Annotated in this window: 31 protein-coding genes; all 31 read right to left on the reverse strand. The window is 52.0% G+C overall.

What is annotated here, in order from left to right; genetic code table 11:
* Positions 1–8: 8 nt before the first annotated feature.
* Positions 9–599, reverse strand: coding sequence for a tail assembly protein (locus ACS0RQ_RS20905; RefSeq protein ID WP_334634412.1), 591 nt, complete (start codon positions 597–599; stop codon positions 9–11).
* Positions 600–637: 38 nt separating this feature from the next.
* Positions 638–1,048: a hypothetical protein gene (locus ACS0RQ_RS20910; protein ID WP_334634414.1), complete on the reverse strand. Its 411-nt coding sequence runs from the start codon at positions 1,046–1,048 to the stop codon at positions 638–640.
* Positions 1,049–1,079: 31 nt separating this feature from the next.
* Positions 1,080–1,790 carry a C40 family peptidase gene (locus tag ACS0RQ_RS20915; RefSeq protein ID WP_334634416.1) on the reverse strand — a complete coding sequence of 237 codons (711 nt, stop codon included), beginning with the start codon at positions 1,788–1,790 and terminating at the stop codon, positions 1,080–1,082.
* 1 nt (position 1,791) lies between these two features.
* Positions 1,792–2,547, reverse strand: coding sequence for a phage minor tail protein L (locus ACS0RQ_RS20920; protein ID WP_334634418.1), 756 nt, complete (start codon positions 2,545–2,547; stop codon positions 1,792–1,794).
* On the reverse strand, positions 2,544–2,882 hold the full coding sequence (locus tag ACS0RQ_RS20925; protein WP_334634420.1) for a phage tail protein: 339 nt from the start codon (positions 2,880–2,882) through the stop codon (positions 2,544–2,546). Before ACS0RQ_RS20925 ends, ACS0RQ_RS20920 begins: the two co-directional genes overlap by 4 nt.
* Positions 2,882–6,430, reverse strand: a complete 3,549-nt coding sequence (locus tag ACS0RQ_RS20930; protein ID WP_334634423.1) for a phage tail tape measure protein — start codon at positions 6,428–6,430, stop codon at positions 2,882–2,884. Before ACS0RQ_RS20930 ends, ACS0RQ_RS20925 begins: the two co-directional genes overlap by 1 nt.
* A 35-nt stretch (positions 6,431–6,465) precedes the next feature.
* A complete protein-coding gene (locus ACS0RQ_RS20935) occupies positions 6,466–6,723 on the reverse strand; it encodes a phage tail assembly protein T (protein WP_103245427.1) in 258 nt (85 codons plus the stop codon).
* An 11-nt stretch (positions 6,724–6,734) separates the two neighbouring features.
* Positions 6,735–7,130 carry a phage tail assembly chaperone gene (locus tag ACS0RQ_RS20940; RefSeq protein WP_103245426.1) on the reverse strand — a complete coding sequence of 132 codons (396 nt, stop codon included), beginning with the start codon at positions 7,128–7,130 and terminating at the stop codon, positions 6,735–6,737.
* Between the two features lie 43 nt (positions 7,131–7,173).
* Complete coding sequence (locus ACS0RQ_RS20945; RefSeq protein ID WP_103245425.1) at positions 7,174–7,650, reverse strand: phage tail tube protein; 477 nt, start codon at positions 7,648–7,650, stop codon at positions 7,174–7,176.
* A 57-nt stretch (positions 7,651–7,707) separates the two neighbouring features.
* Positions 7,708–8,055 (reverse strand): tail completion protein gp17, encoded by a 348-nt coding sequence (gene gp17, locus ACS0RQ_RS20950; RefSeq protein ID WP_103245424.1) that lies wholly within the window; start codon positions 8,053–8,055, stop codon positions 7,708–7,710.
* On the reverse strand, positions 8,052–8,498 hold the full coding sequence (locus ACS0RQ_RS20955; RefSeq protein ID WP_125125518.1) for an HK97-gp10 family putative phage morphogenesis protein: 447 nt from the start codon (positions 8,496–8,498) through the stop codon (positions 8,052–8,054). The genes gp17 and ACS0RQ_RS20955 overlap by 4 nt, the downstream gene beginning before the upstream one ends.
* Positions 8,495–8,833, reverse strand: coding sequence for a phage head closure protein (locus ACS0RQ_RS20960; RefSeq protein WP_125125519.1), 339 nt, complete (start codon positions 8,831–8,833; stop codon positions 8,495–8,497). The genes ACS0RQ_RS20955 and ACS0RQ_RS20960 overlap by 4 nt, the downstream gene beginning before the upstream one ends.
* A 10-nt stretch (positions 8,834–8,843) precedes the next feature.
* Positions 8,844–9,161: a head-tail connector protein gene (locus tag ACS0RQ_RS20965; protein WP_249573240.1), complete on the reverse strand. Its 318-nt coding sequence runs from the start codon at positions 9,159–9,161 to the stop codon at positions 8,844–8,846.
* Between the two features lie 74 nt (positions 9,162–9,235).
* Positions 9,236–10,462, reverse strand: coding sequence for a phage major capsid protein (locus ACS0RQ_RS20970; RefSeq protein ID WP_334634428.1), 1,227 nt, complete (start codon positions 10,460–10,462; stop codon positions 9,236–9,238).
* Positions 10,463–10,472: 10 nt separating this feature from the next.
* The gene (locus tag ACS0RQ_RS20975; RefSeq protein ID WP_499079233.1) at positions 10,473–11,072 is read right to left on the reverse strand and encodes an HK97 family phage prohead protease; all 600 of its coding nucleotides are present in this window, start codon (positions 11,070–11,072) and stop codon (positions 10,473–10,475) included.
* Positions 11,065–12,291: a phage portal protein gene (locus ACS0RQ_RS20980; protein ID WP_499079234.1), complete on the reverse strand. Its 1,227-nt coding sequence runs from the start codon at positions 12,289–12,291 to the stop codon at positions 11,065–11,067. The genes ACS0RQ_RS20975 and ACS0RQ_RS20980 overlap by 8 nt, the downstream gene beginning before the upstream one ends.
* Positions 12,281–12,442, reverse strand: coding sequence for a hypothetical protein (locus ACS0RQ_RS20985; protein WP_271850292.1), 162 nt, complete (start codon positions 12,440–12,442; stop codon positions 12,281–12,283). The genes ACS0RQ_RS20980 and ACS0RQ_RS20985 overlap by 11 nt, the downstream gene beginning before the upstream one ends.
* Complete coding sequence (locus tag ACS0RQ_RS20990) at positions 12,439–14,196, reverse strand: terminase large subunit (RefSeq protein WP_125125521.1); 1,758 nt, start codon at positions 14,194–14,196, stop codon at positions 12,439–12,441. Before ACS0RQ_RS20990 ends, ACS0RQ_RS20985 begins: the two co-directional genes overlap by 4 nt.
* Positions 14,196–14,693 carry a phage terminase small subunit P27 family gene (locus ACS0RQ_RS20995; RefSeq protein ID WP_499079235.1) on the reverse strand — a complete coding sequence of 166 codons (498 nt, stop codon included), beginning with the start codon at positions 14,691–14,693 and terminating at the stop codon, positions 14,196–14,198. The genes ACS0RQ_RS20990 and ACS0RQ_RS20995 overlap by 1 nt, the downstream gene beginning before the upstream one ends.
* A 146-nt stretch (positions 14,694–14,839) precedes the next feature.
* Positions 14,840–15,181 (reverse strand): HNH endonuclease, encoded by a 342-nt coding sequence (locus tag ACS0RQ_RS21000; protein WP_249573331.1) that lies wholly within the window; start codon positions 15,179–15,181, stop codon positions 14,840–14,842.
* A gap of 22 nt (positions 15,182–15,203) precedes the next feature.
* Entirely contained in the window at positions 15,204–16,007 is an 804-nt protein-coding gene (locus ACS0RQ_RS21005) for a hypothetical protein (protein WP_271850295.1), read from the reverse strand.
* A gap of 578 nt (positions 16,008–16,585) precedes the next feature.
* On the reverse strand, positions 16,586–16,813 hold the full coding sequence (locus tag ACS0RQ_RS21010) for a hypothetical protein (RefSeq protein ID WP_249573362.1): 228 nt from the start codon (positions 16,811–16,813) through the stop codon (positions 16,586–16,588).
* 384 nt (positions 16,814–17,197) lie between these two features.
* Entirely contained in the window at positions 17,198–17,650 is a 453-nt protein-coding gene (locus tag ACS0RQ_RS21015) for a lysis protein (protein ID WP_271850296.1), read from the reverse strand.
* Complete coding sequence (locus ACS0RQ_RS21020; protein ID WP_271850297.1) at positions 17,647–18,183, reverse strand: lysozyme; 537 nt, start codon at positions 18,181–18,183, stop codon at positions 17,647–17,649. Before ACS0RQ_RS21020 ends, ACS0RQ_RS21015 begins: the two co-directional genes overlap by 4 nt.
* Positions 18,183–18,398, reverse strand: coding sequence for a class II holin family protein (locus ACS0RQ_RS21025; RefSeq protein WP_271850298.1), 216 nt, complete (start codon positions 18,396–18,398; stop codon positions 18,183–18,185). Before ACS0RQ_RS21025 ends, ACS0RQ_RS21020 begins: the two co-directional genes overlap by 1 nt.
* 675 nt (positions 18,399–19,073) lie before the next feature.
* Positions 19,074–19,226, reverse strand: coding sequence for a hypothetical protein (locus tag ACS0RQ_RS21030; protein ID WP_167337870.1), 153 nt, complete (start codon positions 19,224–19,226; stop codon positions 19,074–19,076).
* A complete protein-coding gene (locus ACS0RQ_RS21035; protein WP_271850299.1) occupies positions 19,223–20,059 on the reverse strand; it encodes a TAXI family TRAP transporter solute-binding subunit in 837 nt (278 codons plus the stop codon). Before ACS0RQ_RS21035 ends, ACS0RQ_RS21030 begins: the two co-directional genes overlap by 4 nt.
* 323 nt (positions 20,060–20,382) lie before the next feature.
* Entirely contained in the window at positions 20,383–20,787 is a 405-nt protein-coding gene (locus ACS0RQ_RS21040) for an antiterminator Q family protein (RefSeq protein WP_271850300.1), read from the reverse strand.
* A 16-nt stretch (positions 20,788–20,803) separates the two neighbouring features.
* Complete coding sequence (locus tag ACS0RQ_RS21045) at positions 20,804–21,793, reverse strand: DUF968 domain-containing protein (RefSeq protein ID WP_271850301.1); 990 nt, start codon at positions 21,791–21,793, stop codon at positions 20,804–20,806.
* A complete protein-coding gene (locus ACS0RQ_RS21050; protein WP_271850302.1) occupies positions 21,790–22,170 on the reverse strand; it encodes a RusA family crossover junction endodeoxyribonuclease in 381 nt (126 codons plus the stop codon). The genes ACS0RQ_RS21045 and ACS0RQ_RS21050 overlap by 4 nt, the downstream gene beginning before the upstream one ends.
* Positions 22,167–23,366 (reverse strand): phage N-6-adenine-methyltransferase, encoded by a 1,200-nt coding sequence (locus ACS0RQ_RS21055; RefSeq protein ID WP_271850303.1) that lies wholly within the window; start codon positions 23,364–23,366, stop codon positions 22,167–22,169. Before ACS0RQ_RS21055 ends, ACS0RQ_RS21050 begins: the two co-directional genes overlap by 4 nt.
* Position 23,367 lies beyond the last annotated feature (1 nt).

Genomic DNA, 23,367 nt, shown 5'->3' on the forward strand with positions numbered 1-23,367 from the left:
AGGTATTTTTATTGCTGGTCTTCAACGTAAATCCCCGCCGAAATAATTGCACCGCCGATACGACGCTTTCCATAACCCAATGGAACTGGATATCCCTGTGCTGCCGTATTCGTGACGCTGCCAAAAGCGTAAGATGCTTTGTTATCGGCATCCTGTTTACTGGCTAATCCTGCGGGCTGTGGTGAGAGCATCTGAATAACACCACCAATAATCATTGCTCCACCAACTTGGTAGAAAAATGGCGAAGCAGCAGCAAGAGGAGTGAAGTTAAGAACTGCACCAATAACCACAAGAACAGCACCTAGTATAGTTTGAAGCACGCCAGCTTTTTTACTGCCAATAATAACTGGGACTATGCGAATAATTTCATTTGTTACAGGGAAACCCAGGTCGTCTTGGCTAATATTTTTTTTACCGCGAAAAACCGCATAGGTTAGTCCGCGTCGATTACTGGTTATCATAAATTTTTCGAAGCCGGGAATAGTTGCGGCCAGTGCACGGGTGGCTTCATGGGTTGTACTGATCAAGCGATGATGGATTTTACCAAAAGTTTTTCCGAGAATTCCGCCAAGCTCAATTTGTATCATTATCTCTTTCATGTTTTCCCCAACAAAAAACCACCCGTAGGTGGTTGTTTTTAGTTTAAGGTCATTGGCAATATATCAACGTTGCCGCTTTGATCTATAAACACTCTGAGAAATCTAGGAGTATTTTCTCTAACTATAAATTCTCGTTCTTTTTTTGGTGCTCCGGAGCATAGGCCTTTCCCAATAAATCCAGCTCCAACTATAATCTCACCGGGATTAACATAAGCTGTTACCTTTTCGGAAGTATTCAACTCAGCAACAGGCTTACCATCGATAAAAGCTGTTATTGCGCACCCACCTGCTATAAACCCCTTATCTCTAACTATCGTAACCGGAACGTGATTTTCTTTTTTTCCAAAAGAAGCTGTGGGGGAAACTTCCTTCGCATAATTTGGGTTGACCGGCTCAGTAGAGCAACCAACCAAACTAATCACAAAAAAAAACAGCAATGCGTTTTTCATATCCCTATCCTATTAGCAATAAAAAAATAGGTTAGCACAAAGTCTTATAACGCAAAATTTTCATTGTTCGTTCCATCCAGTAGCCACCGTACGGAGTGCGATTACTGAGTCGCCCATAAAGATGATGGAGCAACAGATTACCTTCCAGCAAAACCCCGGCGTGATTCCATTTATTGGACTGCACCTGCATGATCACTACATCACCCGGTTGCGGGTCTCCAGACACTTCACGGAATCCGCATTCATACCAGTTATCCTGATATAAATTATCGGGGTACTTGTCCTCCCACCACGGATAATCGACGCGGTAATCCGGCAGCTCAATGCCGTACGTTTGCCGATAATAGGACATTACCAGCCCCCAGCAGTCGTAAACCCCCAGCACAAAAGGCCGCTCCAGCAGTGGCAATTCACCGCGCGGGTTGATTGTACGCAGATCACCTTCCGGCCAACTGACAATATGCCAGGGGATAGCCATCAAATCGCATTGCGCCTTATCCAGTTCGCTGGGCTGTGTTGTCGCATCAGGGTGGCTGTGCACAATAGCGATCACCGTCCCCCAGTCCTCGGCGGCAGCATAATCCTCCGGCGACAGAACAAAATGTTCAGTGGGTTCGTTAGCCTGATTACGGCAAGGAAAATATCTCTCCACTCGACTTTTTTGCGCCACGACACCACAACACTCACGGGGATATTCAGCAGCGGCATGCACCATGATGGCATCTATGGTTTTCTGACGCATATCAGCTCCTGATGAGTGACGTGCCGGGGAATCCACCAAAAGAAAGCTCGTTATTTTCGCCGAACCGTAACTTGCAAGCCGTTAGCGTGCCGTTGCACTGGTCTAATGAAGGATCAGTTACCGGGTTGTTGTTTTTGTCGAAGTAGTTCGTGCCTGCATAATCACAGCCATCACCGCTGCGGTACTTACCACGAATACACCAGGAGCAGAGAGAATGAAGCTGACGGGTCGGGATCATTAAGCCCTGCAGGTCCATCGGGCTGGTTAACCGAAACTCGATAGCCTCTGACGTTTCTGTATTTTTCCCGTCGATATACCAGACCTGCAATGTTTCCTGAGTGGGATCTGCAGTGGCATTGCCGGAAGTGAAATTACGCGCATCCAGATACTGCGCCAGCGTGTCATGTATAGTAACCGTCGCTTTCAACAGGTCGTCATATGCAAGGCAAAGCGCAGTGATGGAGCCGTCAAGGTTCGCCACGTTCAGTTTTGGCGTGGCGCCACTGCCGGTAGTCGATTTTTCCAGGCCATCAATCTGGCATGGCCACGCTGAATACTCGACGCCCTGCCACCAGATGGATTTAGCCGGAAGTTTTGACTCATCCCCACCAGCGGCGGTTATTTCCGCTTCTGTATGGGGAATATTGTGATTGTGAAACCTCAAAACCTCGCCAACGCCAAACGCGGTACCGTCCACCTCAAACAACCGAACGGTGTTACCCGGCTCCAGTTTCTGATAATCGTTGTTTAAACTCATGGTGCGAATGCCTGTTCAAAGGTCACGGAAAGGTTGTATTTTTTATTGCCCAGCGGCGTGGGCTTATAGCCTGCGCAACGGTATAAGCCCAGCGGCTCAAGCGGTGGCGTCCACTGAAATGCTTTCACCCCACCATGCCTGTCCAGAAAGGCTTTAATCGTCGTGATATAGGTTTCGCTCCCCGTAAACTCCAGAGTCCACTTTTGCGAACGTGGATTGAGCCCATCGCCGGAAACCTGCGCATAACCATCGCCAAACTGTGCTTTGCGTGTTCGGAAACTGACTTCCTGCTCCGGGTTAATGCGCGGGCACCAGGTAAATGTTTCGATAGCCATTAACGACCTCCTTTAGCCAGATTCCATACGGCACCGCCTGGGGCAATATCACGCGCCATCAGTTCGCGATAACGGCGCTCAACATAGCTCCCAATCTCCTTGCCGAATTGTTCTGTCATACCGCCATCCGTCTGAACGCTGGTATTGCCATTACCTTCGATGGTGATATAAACCTGCGGCGAACCGCTGGCTGTCTGAACGTTATTTACACCTGAATTGACAGCACGTACCCCCAGTGAACCATCAGCAGCACGAGTCAGCGGCATAATGGCTTCTGGTCCTGCTTCTCCGAAAATTCCCGCGCCTTTGGCAAATGCGAATGTTTTCGGGGTGCTGTAAACACCATTGCTGTATGCGCTAAGGGACGGTGAGTCGTACACGCTACCGAGGGCATTAAGGTGTGGCGTTGGCACGGAGAAACTTTGTCCGGTGACTACCGTGCTGGATGTTGAAGACATAACCGAAGATGTGCCGCCACCGCCGATAAACCCTGCTATTCCGCTGACAAGAGAACCAAGCAGGCCAGAAGAACCTGATGCACCAGAAGTGCCGAGTACATTAACAACTGCCATCTGCAGCGCGACTTTTTCAAGGATTTGCAGAACCGAAATACCCCAGGATTTCCACGAGACCTTATTTCCCTCCAGCATGGATGTTACGTTGCTGAATGCGCCATCAAGCGAGGATTTAACGCCATCCGAAACGGTCCCGGAAATGTTCGACATTTCCTCCAGCCAGTTCGCATACCCCTTAGAAGCGCCGTTACGCCAGTCAGACTCAGATTCGGCAATCGCCTTATATTTGTTATTCAGTTCAGTAAGCGCAGCGTTCCGCGCAGCGATAGCGGCGGTGCCCTTATCGGTTTTTTCGAATTGTCGCTCAACCTGCTGGGTTTCGTCGAAACGTTGCCGCTGCCTGTCGCTCAGTCCGGCGGTATCCGTCGCCGACGTGGCCTCGTCACGGAATTTACGTGTAGCTTCGGTAAGCTGTTTCAGTGCCTCAGCCTGATCGCGCTGTTTCTTGACGTTATCGTCAGCCCGTGCCGTCCAGCGGGACAGCTCTGCGGCCTGCTTCCGAATTTCCTCGGTCTGTTCAGCGGTCCATTTAATACCGCTCTGGTGCGCAGCGGCGTACAAGTCAGCCGCTTTCTCTCCCTCGCTGGAGCGAACCTTTTGCACCTGAATGGCAATGGTGAGATCTTCAATTTTACTGGTATAGCGTTCGGCCTGCGCGGTGGCGGCGCGATCCGCTTTTTCGGCGGCGCGCGTAGCGGCCTCTTTTGCTTTTTGAGCATTTGCTACGTTTTGCGTATTGTTATATTCATCTACGGCGGCCTTGCGCCAGTTTGAGGAAAAAGTGGTGTTCTCTGGCCCCGTCTTACCCATGCTTTCCAGTTCAAAATCAGCCTGGCGTAAAACCTTATCCTTGCCAGTGAGTCCAGCCAGTTCGGCTGTTTGCTGCTTTTTCTCCAGCGCCTGCGCATCTTTAGCGGAAACGGGTGCCTGTGGGATCGCCATAGGTACCCGCACCAGGCTGTTACGTGCAGAGAGAAGTGTGTTACCCAGACTCATGAGCCTGTTGAACTCAGAGTGTGCACCTGTCATTTTTAACAGCGAATAATAAGCCTCGTTTTGTCGCCAGGCCTGTTCGCGAATTAGATCATTTCGTCTTGTTTCTATTTCCTCCAGGGCTTTCTGAATGACATGGGAACGGTCGCGCATCTGGTTCAGCTTGTTTTCTTCAACCGTTAACTGGTCAGTCAGAATACCGAGCGACTTAACGATATTTGCATCATTTTCACTCGTCATGCCAGGCTGGCCGCGCGACTTATTCAGTTCGTCGATTTGCCGTTTAACGGCGGCGACTTTTTTCTCCTGCTCGTCGACGAGGCGATTTTGCTCGGCCAGTGAGGCTACAGCCTTAACCCGGTTGTCGTCAGACTCCGGGAGGCTCATCGTTTTGGTCGCCTTAATAACCTCGGAAATGGTCCGTGCATATTCCTGTGCCGACTGGCGCGCCTGCTCCTGGTTCTGGTACATGGCGTACCACGCACCCGCTCCCAGCATAACCAGTCCAGGGATACCCCCAACCAGCCCCAGCGCGCCACCCAACAGACGTGTCCCGACTGCGGTTACGCTATTCAGGTTGCTCTGCGCGCTGACACGGTTTGCCAGGTTATTACTGAGGCCAGTCTGCGCCGCTGCCAGGCGGCGTTCGGCAACTGCCTGCGCATCGGTGTTTTTTGCGGCCACCAGCGCCGCCTGTGCCCGCTCCAGCGCTGTGCGCGCCTTTACCTTCTCGGTAGCTGTACCGCTGGCCTGTGCGGTTGTCAGGCGGGCCTGAGCGGCTGCGACTTTCGCCTCTGCTGCTGCCACGCGCTCCTGCTGGGCTGCCTGAACGTCGGCGCTTTTTGCCCGTTGTAACGCCTGTTGTGCCCGGTACACATCCGCGCGGGCGGCAGCGACAGACGAAGCTGCGGCTTTATCCTGTGCAACGGCCAGCGCCACCTCAGCCTTAGCGGCAGAAATGAGCGCCGCGGTGGCCCCCGTGGCACTGGTTACCACGCCACCGAGGTATTTAGCCAGGCCGACACCAACCAGTGCGCCCGCTACGGTGGTGATCATTGACATGTTATTAGCCACGTCATTGAGCGCACCACTGACAGCGGAATGGGTGAACGAATCCAGAATACCGGCGACACCCGTTAACCCACCGGAAAGAGACTGTGTCGCGCCCGTTGCGTTGTTCACTCCGCCGACCCAGGCCATGAATGAGTTTTCAACTTTCTGCATCGCGCCGCCAACGGTCTGCGGCATCGAGGCAAATTCACTCTGTAACGTACCCAACTGGCTGATTAACGCCGGGACAACCTTATCTATCGTGAGTTTCCCCTGATCTGCCATCGCCTTCAGGTCTTTACGCGCAACGCCCATGCCTGCGGCCAGCGCACGGATGACACGATCACCGGATTCATTGACGGCGTTGAATTCCTCGCCACGCAACACACCCTGCGCCAGTGCCTGGCTGAACTGGGTAATGACGGAGCCCGCCTCCTCTGTACTGGCCCCCGATAATTTCAGACCCGTGCTGACCGCCTCGGTAATTTTAAGAACGTCGCCGGAGGAATAACCAAATTCACGCATTGATGCAGCAGCGCGGGAGAACAGGTTGGCATTCGATGAAAACGCGGTTCCTGTACTCTGGCTGATCGCCATTAACCGGCGCTGGGATGCTGCAAAATCCTCAGTCGATGCCGAGGCCTGTTTCAGCCGTGCATTAACCGAGGTCCATTCATCAGCAACCGCGACAATTTTACCCGTGGCAAATGCAGCCGCAGCAGCGGACGCGGCGCGGCCAGCCGTGGCGAAACCGCTGGTCAGATCTGACAATGCCCGTTCACTTTCGCGGGCGGCAGCGGCAGCCTGACGACCACCATTTTGCATGGTGCGGTAGAAATCCTGCCCCATACGACCAGCGCGCGCCAGTTCAGACTGGTACGATGCTGAATTGGCGGAAATTTTGATAATCAGTTCGCGCAACGTTGCCATATATCACCCACAAAAAAGCCCGCACGGGGCGGGCATTACAGATCAGACATCCAGTTTTCAAACTCGCTGCTTTCTTCTTCCTGCTGACCGAATTTTAGTATCAAATCAGTCATGTTCGCCTTACCGCCCTGCGCATTAATAGCGGCAGCGGAAATCTGCGCCGCCTGAACATCACCGCGCCAGTCACCAATGGGGCTGAGTCGGTCATAGGCGATCCACAGTTTCAGTTCGCTGGCCGTCAGCGTCTGCCGGAGTTCGTGCAGGGTTCGCCCCAGACGGAGCGCCAGAGACATGAGAAAGAACGTCAGCGGCTGCGCGACTTTTTTTCCGCATATTCCTGTGACGAGCTGAGTGCAATTGCCTGGCGCAGCAGACGTGCATGTACCTGCCCGTAAATTTCAACGAGCTGGTCTGTGTCAGACTCGCTAAAAATCTGTGTACCGGACTCATCCAGCAGAACATCAATTAGCAGGATCACGTCGGCGCGTTTATTCCGCAAAAACTCCTGCGCGGCTGAAAGCGGCGGCGCGTCTTCTTCCGGTTCGCCGACAAACTCACGAAATTTCACCCACGCACCACCGGAAGGCTCGCGCAGAATGACCGTCGCGCCCTCCCATTCGGGAACCTCAACGATTTTTGTGCGATATGCAGAATCAGCAGTGAGCGCCAGATCGCGCAGTGATTTTTTCTTAATAGCCATTTATTTTCCCGTTTAATAAGGATAAAAATGCGGCCGGAGCCGCTTACGAACCCGATGCAGCCGCGACAATGCGTTTTGGCTTGCCTTTGACGCGCAGGGAATAAGTTGCCCCGACCACAGCAGATGTTGCGGCAGACCAGCTACTCTGCCGAACCTCCACCAGCACATAAAAACCGTTGCCGGAGGGGAAAACGACTTTTAGCGCCCGTAGCTCGTCATTCTCATACGCCGTCTGTAGCGCCAGTTGCGCCTCTTCATCGCCCACCCAGTTACGGGAAATGGACATTTCTGCCGGAGCCGCGAGGCCGTTGGTCTGCTCCTGCTCGGTGGAGCAAAGCGTGGTGACATCGATGTCACTTTTCTGGCCGCCGGTGTAGCTGATCTCTTTCGTGGCGCATTCGGCAACCAGGAATGTGATACCAGCAGTCGGAAACCCGGCGGCCTTAAAATCCTCTTCGGTGACCGGCGCACTCGAAATGCCGATCTGCGTGCCCTTTGTTTTTTCATATTTACTGGTCATGTTTTCTCCAGACGAAAAAAAACCGCCAGGCGGCGGTTATGTTGGTGATGGGGTTAATTACTGCTGGATGGAAATTTCGAGCGTGGCCCGTCGCAACCCTGTGTCAGATTCGTAGCCACCGGTTTTCGTGAGCCGGGTAAATCGCAGTGGAACCAGCGCAGCCTGAGCAGCGTCACGCAGTTCGCGGGCGTCATCGACGGTGTCAGCGTAAACATCAACCTGTAGTGACGTGGTTTCCTCCGCCAGTGCACCCAGCGTGTCGCCATAAACCTGACTGACCAGTGTAAACGTAATCCACGGTGGGGAGATGGCAGGCGAACCCGTGTCACTGAGGGGAGCCACATCAGGGTAAACCTGCCCATCCGCCAGCGCACCGATGAGTGAATAAACGTCGGCCTCAGTCATCTGGCTAACACCTCATCAATTGCAGCATTCATTTTTTCAATGGCTACACGAAATGCCTCATCCTGACTGGCGTCAAATGCAGGACGGACGAAAGGGTGCGGGGGTGCGCTTGACGTTCCGAGTTCAACAAAACGCCAGTAAAACGCGTTTTTAGGGTTGCCCGCCTTCATTTTGTTATCGCTGTTACCCGTGTCCGGGTTAATACCACGGATATGAATGCCGGATGAAATAGCGTTTTTCCGCCCCGGCATGGTTACCACCATGACGTTTTTTTTCAGTTTCCCGGTACGCTCCGGGGCGTTTTCAATGATGGATGCCTGAACAACCTCAGCAGCAGCGCGGGTGCCATCGCGCAGAACCTTTTTACTTTCTGCTTTGCTGAGTAAATTCAGATCAAGAGACAGGTCAAGCACCCCGGAAAAATCCAGATGTGTATTAATCACGTTTTTACCCCCTGTTTACAGAGAATTTCCAGCCGGGTTGCTTTCGCATCCGGTATTGGTGGACCCACGATTTCGAGCGTTTTTCCTTTGAATGGACCAGTTATAATTTTCAGTCGTGACGCTGCTGAAACATCCTGGCGGTAACGCATCCAGACACGGATTGTTATTTCTGCTTTTTCTGCCGCAGAGGCGACCAGCTCCCGGCCAGAAACGCCGTTCACTTCTGCCCATACTTCCTTACCATTCTGCCAGTCTTCCTTAATCTGGCCTGACGGCGATCTTGTCGTGACTTTATTCTGGATGATGACGCGGTGACGGTTTCGACCTGCCTGCATACCGTACCCCTTAAAGTGGAATATAACGATAAGGCTCAAGCAGCGAAGCGAAGCCCCAGGGGATACTCATTTTTGCCACTTCGGAGGCTTCTTCCCGGCTCTCATTCCAGTGGCCCACCAGCAGCATCAGCGCGAGGCAAATGTCCTCGCTGATAACCAGACCGTCAGGATCGGTGTCAGGTACGACCACGTCATACAGCTTACGGTTGATAAAGTTTTCCGCACGCTTTCGTGCCGCCGCCGCCATCAGCGTTAAAAGAGCGTCGCCTGATGTGTCATCGTCATCAATACGGCACTGCATCCGCAGTTGTTCGAGTGAAGGAACCATGATTTTCCTTAGCCCGCAGCGAACTGCGGGCATAAAAAAACCGCCGAAGCGGTGGAGGCAATTCCGGGGTTCGATTACGCGGATTTACCCGCCAGCGCTTTAATCGCTGCAGTGTCTTCCAGCACACAGTCAAAGCGATGGAAGGCCAGGAATGCGGTCTGGTCATACTCAGCGTAACGCTCCACCAGGCGTTTGAGGGTCATATACGACACGCGGCGAATGATGAAGCGGTTAAAATCACCGAAATAAGCGAACTTGGCGCCCGCTGCAACATTCGGAATGGCCGGGTCGATAACATATGGCGTCTGGAGAACCGTAGCCGGTGCTCCGCCGATGATGCTGGGCAACCACAGCGGACGGTTTTGCGCGTCCACCATCTCTTCAATTACCTGCAGCGTCGCATCATTAAAGGCAAAGCGCACATTAGGACCATTGCGATATGCCGGATCAACGGCGTGTTTAAGGGAGTTCAGCTCAGTCCATTTAAAGGTTGCGGCTGCTGCTGTGCTGACCGTATTGGTCACTGATGCTGCCAGCCCCTTCGGCTGCAGCGGCGTACCAGCCCCCGTACCCAGCACAAGGTATTTCGCCTCACCGCGTCCAATACGGGACGCAATGCGTGACGCAAGAAATGCCTCAATATCCACACCGCTATCCTGCAGCAGTTCATTGGACACACGGATGATTTTGGAGGAGAGTTTTTTTGCACCCAGAATGGCGGTACCGAACGTGGTATCACCCTCACTGGCTGCGGTATTTTCAGCAAGAAGTTCACCTTCTTCTGTCGTACCGTCGGACGTTGACCAGGCGATATCCTGCCCGGTGGCCGTCGTGAGGATTTGCGAAATGCTGGCAATGCCACCATAGGCCCGCATGGATTCAACAATGCGGTTCTGGAACTGGGTCGGAACGGTATAACCACCCTGCTCATCAGGACTGGTACCCTGCGCACGCAGTTCGCGCAACGCCTGACGTTCTTCTGTGCTCAGTTCAGCTACGCCACGGCGCAGGAAGCCATTAAACGCGGCGGCGCGGCGTTCACTGGCCTGTTGCTGTGGATCGCCATTGTTACCCTGCTGCTGGCGCTGCTCTCCTTCCTGATCTTCAATATAAGTCTGATCCTGGCGGCGAAGTTCTTCTTCGCGAGCAATCTGGGCGTCCAGCGCGTCAAGCTCAGATTTCATCGCGCCCCACTGCGTGCGCTGCTCGTCAGTCCAGGCGGTATCGCCAATCTTTTCGTGAAGCGCGCGCATGTCCGCTGCGATGGTGTTACGTTTCTGTTTAATTTCATGCAGTTTCATAAAAATATCCTTACGCGTTAAGAAGGGTCAGCAGGCGCTCGCGCGCCATTCGTTGGTTAATGGCGTTCTTTAGCGCACCGCTGTTGCGCGCCTCCTGCCAGGCTTTCATAGAGCGGACGCCGGAATCAGCATCCTGATAGGCCGGATACGTCACCGGCGAGACATCGTACAGACGGGAAAACTTGCTAATTTCACGAATCACAATGCCTTCGTCATCCTCGTACCAGTCGTCACCATCACGTGCCACCTGGAACGCAAACGAAGACTGGCTGATATCACCTCGCATCATCGGCGCAATGACCAGATCGCGAATGGTCTGCGTATCCGGTGCCAGAATGTTATATTGCAGGCCGCGCTCATCCACGCTCAGCGATAGCGTACCCGCCGCGCTGCGCCCAAGAATGAAATTCGGGTCATGGTTAAACAGTCCGCGAACGTCGTTTGTCAGAACGTCATCAAACGCACCGGGCTTGATGATTTCGCGAAAGCCCCAGAGTGGCTCGGAACGGGAATTGAACACGGAACCGTAACCGATGATCCGCGTGGGCTGATCGCTCTGCTGTTCTGCCCGAACCTCGCCGCTGTAACACCGTAATTCACGGTCATTCATCGGTTTTATCCTCTGTTGTTTTATCGGGTTTAAAATCGCTGGCAGGATTTGCGGCATTCACACTGACCAGCATTTCATCCAGCCCGTCAACCGGGTTCATGTCCTCAAAGGCGCGGGCCTCATTGCGGCTCATCCAGCCATCGGTGATGGCAAAGTGGTAGAACTGGGCACGCTCCTGCGGTGTACCGCGTAATAGCCCCGTCAGGTTGAAGCGCACGTAGTAACCGGCAGCACGTTCGGCACGGGTGAAAAGGCGGCGATTAAGCTCCTGCTCCCAGTTAGTCACCCACGGCATCATCGTGTAGCGAACAAACTGAATGGCCTGCTGGGTGATATTGCTGAACGTGGCTTTTTCCAGGTCGTTAATCATGTGTGCCGGGACGTTGAAAATCCCGGCAATCATTGAACGGTTCAGTTTGGACATATCGATGATCTGTGCATCGACCGGGGAAACCGTCAACGCTTTGTAATCCAGTTGCGCCGGGAGCAACATCGTTTTGTTTTCCTGGCTGCGCAGCGCGGCCACGGCTTTTTGCCATACTTTTTTCAGTCGCGACCAGCTTTCTTCATTCAGGTCGTTTTTCACGGAGATAATCCCGGCAGGTCGTGCATTGCCGTTAAAAAATGAACTGGTGTACTGCTGGCCGCTCATCCCCATACCGATGGTTTCAGCGTGCTGCATAATGGGCGACAGGCCAATTTTCTGGTTGTTACCCAGTGCGCGAACATGAATCATGTCGTCGGGACTGATCGCAAAAGCGCCCTCTTCGTTGTAAACCCCGTAGGTGTAGCGCCCACCGGTATTCAGTAAGGTGGTTTCCCAGGGCATCGGGTTTTCAATCGACTGAACCTCCCCGCGCCGGGAACGCTTCACCCAGCCATATCCATTCCCCCAGCCCAGCACATGCCGCTGAGTGAGTTCGCGCCATTTATAGCTGGTCTGCCAGATGTTTGGCTCATCGTGCAGCAGGTAAAACACCGGATGGTCGCGCGCCGGAGCAACTGCATTCCCGTTCTTTCGCATGACGTGTAACGGCATTTGCGCAAGATTGGACGCGATCACATAAATACAGGAATACACCGCCGCCAGCTTCATGGCGGTCACCGGGCTGACGTAAATATCACGCCCCAGGCTGTTGTCAGCGTCGGCGGTCTCACCTGTCAGCGGCGTGGCGGGATTTTCGAGTGGTTCACTGCGGAAAATGGCATCAAGTAACACGCTTGCCCCCTTTTGCTGTCAACAACGCCCCCACCAGCAACAACCCACCAGAAAACATCAACGCAGGGGCCAGCCCAAACTGCAGATAAACCCCGCCCGTGAGCAGCCCGAAACCGGACAGCCCGATAATGTCGATAATCAGAGATTTCATAGAATTAAGAGGTCGTCATCCGGGTCCAGAGTGGAAAGGAAGTCGGGAGCATCGCCACCGTTCACAAGCACGCGGCTCATCCCGGTAAAAAGCGCTGCCGGACCGTCGATTTTTGCTTCCGGTGTGGATTTATTCGGGAAAATGTTGTCGTTTTTGTCCGGTTTGACCGTCACGTTCGACATCATCCAGTTCATTACCGGGTGATTTGAATGGTGAAATCTGCCCCCGTACACCAGCGCCTCAACCTCTTTCATGGCCTCAGAGAAGTTGCGGACCGTCTGAGGAACCTCCACCAGCGGGATCCCTTCTTCGGCGAGTGCAAGGCTGAATTGTGTGGCACTCCAGGGGTCAAAACCGACCTCTTTCAGGCTTTGCCCGCCAATCCAGTCGAGCAAATCAGCTTTGATCTGATGATGGTCGATTACGTCACCGTCGGTCAGCTCTAATTTTCCGAGCATGGCCCATCCCCGGTACATCTGCGCCATTTGTTCAGAGCATTTTTCCAGACGCCCTTCGGGTAACCAGAATTTAAAGTCCGCATGCAGGTGGCCGTTATCGGCCCTCCATATCTTCGCGGCTGCGCAGATATCGATTTTATGGGCCAAATCCACGCCAACCCACATCGGGTACGTTTTCAGCTCATGCACGGGCGCGATGTCTTCACAAGCCTCCCACTTCATCATGTCCATCCAGGCTGATTCAGCGGTCACCCAGATATTCATATGCTTTGTGAAGAAATTAACGCGCGCGGAAACCTGCTCTTTCGCTTTTTTCGCCAGGCGGCGCAGATCATCCCACCGTTTACAGATGCCCAGTCCGGGGTTCGCTTTTTGCCATACCGTTTCATCAAACGGATCATCGCCTTTATCAAGGGTGAAAATGATGGCAAAAAAGCTGTCATCTTTAACGGCGCCTTCAACCTTGCTGTTGTAGCCCTGCAGAACCTTTATGGCGTAGTCGCGCAGCTCGTAACAGATGCCCTCTTTATTAAATCCGGCGGTTGTGATGCCAAACAAAAGCGACTGCAGGCGCGCACCTGTTGCTGTTTCAAGAACGTCCCACACATCACGCGTTTTATGTGCGTGCAACTCATCGACGATGCCGCAGTGAATATTCAGGCCGTCGAGATTGTTGGCGTCAGACGATAACGGTTCAAACTTGGATGAGCTTTGCTCCTGGTAAATCGCCAGCTTATTGAATTCGAACAGTCGGCCCAGTGTCGCTTTCGCCTTTTTCACCATGTTTTTGGCGTCTTCGAAAACAATACGAGCCTGATCGCGGGTGGTCGCCGCTGAATAGACCTCTGCGCCCCCTTCGCCATCAGCCCCGGTCATATAGAGGCCAACACCAGAGGAAAGCGTAGATTTTGCGTTTTTTCGGGCCACTTCGTTATAAGCGGTCCGGAAGCGGCGAACCATTACCGGGCGTCCGCTGCCATCGTTACGCAGAACCACCTCCCCGGTCGCTTCATTCACCAGGGGAATAACAAAGCCGAAGATGTTAATCAGAATGAAAACATGCCAGTCCATTAATTCTATCGGCTGGCCTGCCAGTGCCCCCTTAACGTGAGGTACAAATTTATAAAAATTGAGGATGTGCTGCGCGCGCGCCTCGCTGAAAAAAATGCCCCGCTCCTCACCGTGCGCCAGATCATCAAGAAAACGCTGGCAGGCCAGGCGCACATATTCACAGGCAACAATTTCCCCCGCCACCACCCGTTCGGCGTAGCGTATGCCTTCTGCCACCTTAGCCATTAGTCCCTCGCTTTCATGAACTCAGCGATTGGATCAACCTCGCCGGGTTTTTTAATACTGACTTTTGAGCGGCTGGCGGGCGTCATGCCAAATTCTGCCAGCATGGCGCGAAGTCGTTTCCAGGCGTCAGCCTTCATAATTGCCGCCGGGTGAGCCTTTATCATGCGAATTTCGCGCTCTTTTCTTTCGTCGCCGTCGTCTTCGCTATAAACGGCGTAGGTGTAACCTTCACGCTCCAGTGTGTCGCAGTGGTGTCGGTATTCGGTATATGCCTCAACCAGCAATTCAAGCGCACGCGCGTCCAGCTCAGAAAGAACGCCTAATGCGTCCAGTTCCTCGGCCATTCGCTTGAACCAGTACTTACCCTGCTTATCGAAATGCTTCGGAGTTGGGGGAACCCCTTTCGGGGGTTTTGGCTCATCTTTGTTGATCGGGCGCTTGGATGGGTTACCCCTCACCAAACGCAGATGGCTCGGGGTTTTCGGTGGTCCAGACATAATCGAAAACTCCTATTAATGATCGGCTGGGGATCCCCAAAAAAAGTTTCGTAACCTGCGGCGATGTGAAGAAAGGTCAGGCGTCGGTCCGCAGGCCGCGCGGCTGTAGGGATTTGATCCCCCCCCCGCCTTGATGAGAATAGCTCTCATTCGGTCGCTGTTTTGTGTCGATGGCACGGCCAGCACAGGCTTTGCAGGTTGGCATCATCATCGGTACCCCCTTGCGACTTCGGCTTGATATGGTCAACGGTCACAGCAGGTACAGCGCGGCCCTCTTTCAGGCATGACTGGCACAAGTGGTTATCACGGCTTAGGATGCGAGCGCGGCGAATCTCCCACTTGCTGCCGTATCCTCGCTGATGTCTGCTTCTGCCCTGCTGGTGCTGCTCCCAGCCTTCGTTGCGGTGCTTATCGCAGTAGCCTGAACGGTCCGTGGTAGTGCCTGGGCATCCACGCTTTCGGCACGCTCTCGGTATTAGAGCGGGCATCGTTCAATCCTTATGCGCATAGTCACTTCCTTGCGTACAGTAAACCACCAGGCTTGAGAGCATTTGCAATGGCATCATTCACAGCCTGGTTAATGCTTTCCGTAATGGCAGCACGAGCAGATGCCAGTTCAATCATCATCGCTTCTTGTCTGGCGTATGCTGCATTCATCGCTTCAATTAGGCTGGTGGCATTAGCTATAATTCCGGCGCGGTGCTGATCATTATCGAATACAACCTGCTGTTGCCCGTCGCTTTTTGGTTTCTCAATTCCCTGGCCGCTGAGTATTTTGAACACATCACTCTTACGGATTGAGTCCAGCACCTCATCAATGGTCGACTGTAGTTCGGAAGCGTCAATTGACGTCTTGATTACCAGCTCTCGTACAGAACGCAGTGCCATCAATTCATCAATCATATCTTCTGCGTATTCTGTGGCTTCGCCGGTAAGATAGCGCCCAACGATAGCCTGAACAGCATCGCGACCAGCAGCGCCGGAAAGTTCTTTGCTTATAGCCTTTTCAGGCGGGAGAACTCCACCACGCGGAAAATACAAATCATCAGCGACCGCTATGCCCCATCTGTCGTTAAATGGATGTAGCGCACCGAATTCATCCACGGCAATGGCCGATAGTTCAAACCCATCAGGACAAATCACATTCAGAGAACTTTTGAAAACTGAATCTGTTTTGCCCACAAAATCCAGGCGACCAACCAACAACTTTTCAGCTTCATTGCTGGCGTACACGTGAACAGTAAGGTGATCACTGGAAAGCGTAGAGCCAAGTGATGAAATGTTGACGATCACTTTTTTGATCTGGAAGTTCATGTTTGTTTCCTTTTAGGTGTGAGCCTGACGCACGGGAAGACCGCCCGATAAAGCGGAATGCCCCAGGCTCACTACTGAAAGATATCGTTAGGCTGCGCGTGCGAGGCGCAATAAAAAAGCCACCAGCGGATGCCAGTGGCTTCATTGAGAAAATGACAACTAGTAGAACAAAGCAAATATGAGACTTTAATTTATGAGAACATTCTCATTTAGACTACTTATAGTTTCTTTACAGTGATAGTGTAACGAATATGCAATTGCATACCTTAGGAACAGACTGGATTTCCTGTTCCTGAGGTTATTTTTTTGGGCACTGATGCCCTTTTTTAAGCGTCCATGCATACTTTGATCATGAGCAACCGTAGAAGAAGATGTAGGAGCCACCCGGTACCAACTTCATACGTATTTTCTCATACTCCCGCATGTTACAAACGTAACAGTAAAATCGGGACGCTCAGAATTTAATATGTTTCTTTTTTTATTCAAGGCATTTTACAAAAAAAAAGAGAATCAGATGTATGATGAACCCTCACCAACTGCCGGAATGGTTATCTAATCAAGCAGACTAAGTAATTGTTTCAAAGGAATTTTTGTGCTGCCCTCACAATTTCTTCGGAGGATATTTCCCGATTTGCAGCAACGTAAATTGCAATATGATCACCTGTTACAGAATGTATCCCCGCCTGCATTATTCTTAGGTGCGCCTTTTTGCCATCAGGACAAATCCGTTGGATAGTTGTCACAGCTTTTAGTGTTTCCACAACTTCAACCGGCTGAGCGTTAAAAAATACCAAAACCTTTTTCATTATTCTAACCTGCAGCGGGTTTACATAAATGAATGTGCCTGTGCTCCTAATCACATATACAATTCGGATGCAAAGTTAGAGCATTAACAAACACTTAGAAAAGGCCACGCTAACTCAAACGTGGCCTTGGGTAGTTGTTATCAGGGCAAGATGCCCTCACATCCTGGAGCCACCCAGAAGGAAACGAGAAACCTCGCCGGGATAACAGACTCTGCCATCAGTTGTGGCCTTGCTGACAGAACCATCGTAAAGACTATGTCATTAATAGGAAATAGCAAATAATATCCAACAAACTAATCGACAGAAATTATCAATCCCTTGATTTTCTTCACCATTTATTAAAAAAATATTAAAATCAATAAGTTATTGACTTTCCAATTAATCCTATTTCAGGCACTGATTACGTACATACGCCTGCAGGCCCGTCAGTTGTTTGGTGATGGTATCGATTCGCTCTCTGAGGGTGAAATAATCCCGTTCAGCGGCGTCAGTAAGTCGGGGGCTGGTTGCATCATCCATGCCGGGGGCGCTGGCCGTTCCGTTCGCTGGACATTTGGCGTTGACGCGCAACCCACACTTACCAGTGCGAACGCAACGCTGCAGGTCTTCAAGCTGCTTTTTAGCATCTGCGAGTTCTCCAGTGTATTTCGCATCGAGCGTGGCGACATCACGCTGACGTACTGTCATATCTTTAATGGTTTCCTGACGCTGTTTAGCCAGCGACGTGGCTTCGTCGGCCCGCTTTTTCTCACTGCTAATTTGACCAAGCAGGATGTAAATAAGCAGAAGCGACAGGAGTAACTCAGCCCCGATTATCAGCCAGGCTTTTGGCGTCATTTATCCATCCCCCAGCACGTTAGCGCGCTTTCCTGATCCCGTCGCTCTACCTGCCCGTAACAGCCGTTCGCCTGGCCTTTGGTTAACCGGCAGTCACGGCCACCATCTTTAATCCACCAGCGGATTGCTTCACATGCCCCTTTACGGTCGCCAGCATTAATGCGATGGTAGAATGTGGAGGGGAAACACTTAGAGGGGCCGATGTTGTACGGGCAGAATGACGCAATGCCTACTTTCTGCGGTTCAGTTAGCGGCACTTTGATATTTCGTTCTACCCATCCAAGCGCCTTATCACGCTCGACGGCGTTTAACTTCTTGCACTGTGCTTCCGTTGCGCGCTGGCCTTTAACAACTGGCTTACCGTCAATAATCGTTACGCCGTGGCATAGTGACCAGACGCCACCGGGATCGACGACGGCCACCAGCGCATTGCCTTCTTTCTCGCTGATGAACTGATCAAACAGTACCGGCGCTGATGCACCTGCAGCGATGAGAGACAACATTGCCGCGCTAAGCTTTGCCCTGTTTGCCATCACTCACTCCTGGCGGCTTTGCGCCGATCCTCTTTGATTTTGAAATACAGGTTGGTCAGATACGTCAGCAGACCAAAAAGAATACTTGCGAGAACACCTAACGCTGCCCACTGCGAGGGCGAGACTTTATCCAGTAGCTGGAGCACCCAGAACCCTCCGTTTGCTCCGGCAAAACCGTAGCTCACACCAGTTGTGATTTTGTCCATTCGATACATACTCCACCTCCGCTTTTGGGAAGTGCTGTGTGGAAGAGGGAGAAATAAAAAAGGCCCACTCGCAGGGAGCAGGCCTAAAGAGAAAAATAACAAAACAGAGAATACTGTGGTGCCGGGTGCCTCCCGGTGAGTCTTTGGTCAGCCACCGTGACTCGCGTTAGCTAATGAGACCGTAGTGGAAAACCGGTACTGTTTACGCCCCTCCGCACAGGGGGATTCACCACCTCAACAATGTAAAATTGCCAATACCAATTCGTCAATGAGTTAAACTCATCGTCCAAACAAAGCAACAGCCTTAGCCATAAAAAAAGACCTGCCACGGGACAGGTCATAAATCAGGGTTATCTCTATATTTGTTATGCATAATTCCAAGTATTCCGAAGGTGCAGGACTGTTGCGTACCGTTGGTGTAAGTTACAGAAACAGCAACCTGTCTTACACACCCCCGCAAATCTGGATTTATTACAGAAATACATTACCACGGGTATAAAAGCATTTCGCCAAAATTTAGCTTTGTACATTTTCGTGATCTGATCCACACTTATCAGGCGTTAACAGACATATAACCAGACGTGTTGCTGTATTTCACATGGAGTGTACGGTGTCGTCACTTCCTGTTTTTTTTCATAACATTCCACACTCCCCCCCCATACAACAGGGGATTTTTGTGCAGTATTATTTTTTAGCTTTATAAGGTCGGTACCAGCAGACCACCAGCATGACGATGGAAATGCCCAGCAGAGCAAAATCCATCAGTACGCCAGCCAGCCGCCAGGCAATAAACAGAGACACGATAAAAAGAGTCCACCCGCCAATGCGCTTAATCATTTGTTGCCCAGCACGCGGGACAGGTTTTTGAGCAGTACAGTTGATGCGGTTTCCAGCATGTCATCTCCGGCATCTGTGTTTGCGACCACCAGCGTTTTAGTACACGGCACTTTCACTTTTGAATCGCTGAGCCAGCCAGATTCAGTGACCGCCTTTTTCAGCTCATAAACCGCTTTGCCGTTTGGCAACTTATCGTCGACGTTCCAGCCATTCATGCTGATCATCGTCAGGCCGCTGCCCTTCTGGTTTACTGACTCCAGAAACTTATTCGTGCGGTCTGGTGCTGACACCCACAGGAACGCGTCATATTCCCAGGTAGTGACTTTTGCCAGCGAACGAACGCCGCCTTTTGCGTAGGTCTCTACTTTCGCGTAATCCTTTTCGAGGGACTGGAGATATTGCCAGGATGCATAAGAACCGCTGGCAGGTTCACCCACGGCGATTTTAATGCCTTCTTTCAGATCGCTTTCGCTGCCGACCTTCCCGCCGTCTTTCACGGCCACAAACACGCATTCATCGCCCAGCTCGCCGATGATGTCGACCTTCTGAGCTTCGTTACCGTGTCGGCTGCGCCAGAACTGAAATGCATCAGCCTGAGTGAAACCGATCTGCGCTTCGCCGCTGGCGACTTTATCAAGGTTGTCCAGTGAGCCTTTGCTCGGGACTACTGTCGATTTATAGCCATATTCGCTTAGCGCACCGGCAAGGTTCACACCATATACAGCGTTGTACGTTAAGCCCTGCTGCCCGGTGGTGATCGTGATGTCAGCGGCTGTTGCTCCAAAACTGGAAAACAGGAGAACCGCCGCAATAGCGGTGAATGATTTCTTCATGGGACTTTCCTTTAAGGGGTGAGCCAGTGCCCAGGGAGAGAACGCAGAGAGTCAAAACTCCCCGTGGCTCACCCCTGTAAAGGCTCTGCGGTTTTATGTTTACGTCGGCACAGACGCGGTGATTTTTGTAATGCAACTACAAGGTAAAGAAGGATCTGGCCTTCGGGCGCTTTCGTTAAAAGTGAAGGTTGTGTGTGGTTCCCGAGGCCAGAAATGAAAAAACCCCGCCGAAGCGAGGTTTAAAAAGTGTTTTAAGCATTGCGACGTAGATGTCACTCTTAACAGGATAATTATATTTTTACGTACGTAAAATGTTTTTTTGATTAAGCGGCAACTTCCTTTGCTGCCGGATTACGAGAAACGTTCTTATCCATTTGTAGCGTGACTTCAAGTATCATTAGCATTCCTTCAATCACTCCCTCTGCTTTTTGTAGACGCTTCCCGATATGCCCATCTGAGCAGTTGTGTTTGCGGGCCAGAGTGATAAATGTCATGCCGAAAACATAATAATCGACCAGCAGGTCGTGCATATCGGGATTCACTTTATTCAAACGAGCGAAACAACCGCAAATTACCATTGCGTCATCATCGCAACACTGAGGCCGTGATTTGACCTTCGCAGGCAAAAGCCCTTTAAATCCAGCAGCGATCGAGGACCATACGACATCCTCTTTATTGTTTGCTGCCCATGCGCCCCATTGCTCAAGAACTAACTGAATATCACGCATTAATCTCTCCACAGATTTACGCCAGTACGCCAATTGCTAACGCATGGTCTAAAAAACGAAACAGCAGCGTTAACTGACTGCCATATTTGGCTTCGAAAGCCACAGGGTCCCGATGCAACTCATCGTGGTGCGCTCTGCACAGCGGCAACACGAATAAATCATGGGCTTTGGTTCCCATCCCTCCTTGTCCATGTCCGATAACGTGGTGTGGGTCGTCTGCCGGGTTATTGCAGCATGCACATTGCTGCGCTTTAACCCAGCGGGTGTATGTGGGGTTTTCCCAGCGGCGGCGCTTCGGGCGCAGCATGAATGATTCCGGCGTCTCAGGGTCCACCTTTAGCGCCAGCACACGCTTTGCTGTTTCCTGCACAATCTCAGAGGGTCCGGGCGTTGGCACAAGATCGGACTCTCTGGTAACTGACTGAATAACGGGTTTAGGCAATCGCAGTATCTGACGCGCTGCGGTTTCCGGTATCGCATCAGCCAGGCCATTGCGGGCCAGCCACCAGCAAAGCTCGGGCAGTGTCAGTGCGTGGGTATCATCAAACCCCAGCTCACGGCGAACCGCTGTGAGGATGTAAGCGGCGCAGTTCGCCAGGGCGATAGACTCCACTGCACTGGATTGCTGGTCGCGTAGCAGGTTGTCACAGTGCCAGCACAGACGGATTACCCCAGGTGCATGGCGCATCGTGGTGATACTCTCCATGTGCCATGACTCATGCGGCCACTGGCAGGATTTTTCACGTAATAACCAGTCCTCAAGACCTGAAAGGCCACCAGCACGACGTAACACTGCCTCGTTAGTGAATACTGAACTTAACGCAGGGTCTTCTGCCAGCGGCTGCTCTGCTGATGGGATTTCACCGCTGGGCAAGTCAGACAGGCGCTCAGGCTCATTCTCGATCAACATGCGGCCCCGGTGAAAATGAGGCAGTAGCTGAGAGCCAGGGCGAAACGCCACCAGCCCCAGTTCTGGAATGACTACCGGCTTGAGTAATGCCCTCACGCAGTTCCCCCCGAATAGACCGATATCGTTATTTCTACCTTGCCGCCACTGATTACCGGCCCCCACTCCACCAGCATGCGTTTTACCTGGCTGTCGTCTTCCCACACTCCGGCATGGGTCAGCGCGTCAAACAGCCCTTTGGTGTAGTTGTCGATGTCCCGGCGGCGGTTGTCTGGCGGGTACAGCAGAATTTCCACAGCACACAGAGAACCTGATGGCTTTGGTAAGCGACGAAGTTGCTCAATGATTGCAGCGCAAGCGTCACTCTGGAAACGCCTACCCGCCTCACTGATCATATGCCTGCCTTTCAGCGGCCCTTTATTCGGGGCGCGCCAGTAGGTGTTTACGCTCGGAGGAAATGGCAAGGTTAGCTTCATGAATGCACCTCGCCTGCCTGGGTTAAAGTGGCCGCATACTGACGAATATGGGCGCGGATCAGGCGAATGTTTTCACGGCTCGTTTCTGGTAATGACTCCAGAGCGCTGATGAATACCGGGGTTGTCATCCTGTGTTCCATTACGGCTTCAATTCCCGCTCTGACTAACCGTTCTTGCAGATCATCGCGAACAGATGAGTCAGCCAAGGATAGTTTGTTCAGCCAGTCACTTACCGCAATCTCAAGACTTTTCGCCTCTATCAATGATTCTGCGACTAAAATTGTATCTGCCGTTACCGTCACAACTGTCGGCTTGGATACTGTGTCAGCGGCCCAGGTGTGCGCGAACTTTGATTCATTGAATGAATACTCATCCTTGTTCCCGAACGCAGCGCGTACACATGCCCATGTCTCTACACCGCTTCTGCTTAGGATGTCTTCTTGTGTCAGTGGTAACTCACTCTCAACGCGAGCTACAGGCAAAGGAACGTTTTCAGCTACGGCTTCTTTGACGATTGGTTTCGGAATAATTTCAGGAATATTTTGTTGTTGGATTTGGGGTAGCATTCGTAATGCTTCACGGTGAATTTGCGCCATGAATGCATCACCACGCGCTTCCAGATCCTTACGGCTGATATAACTGGTTGCGGGGCCATTCCAATTTTTATCGAACACAGCGACAGCACCTGCAAAGAACGCGCCGCTTGGTACCTGCTTCTCATCTTTTGGAATAAACCATTTCGGCACATCAAAACCAATGCGACCGCGTATGAATGCGATGTGATCAGCGTTTTCAGGCCACCAGACCTCACTTGTCGCGGCTTTGATCAGGATGACATAACGTCCGCCCTTTTCTCGCATCGCCATTGTGTGATCGACAATGTGGCGCATCCCGGTGATATACACATCATCATGCTGCATTGCGCGGCTGTATGGTGGGTTAGCGAATGCCGCTCCGTTCAGTTCTGCAAGACGCTCTGACCAGTCATGCGTCAGCGCATTGTCTTCTGCTGTATAGAAATCAGGGCATTTTGAATTCTCGCCATCCGTGAACAGATCAAGCACCAACGGGCCAAACATGGCATTAATTCCCCAAAAAATGTTGTCGGGGGTACACCACTGATCGCCAATCTCTTTAAGCTCATGAGAGGCTTTTCCACGAAGTTCATTCAGTGCCTGAGTATATTTATTAGTCATA

The organism is Phytobacter diazotrophicus (assembly GCF_052061655.1).
GTDB lineage: Bacteria > Pseudomonadota > Gammaproteobacteria > Enterobacterales > Enterobacteriaceae > Phytobacter > Phytobacter diazotrophicus.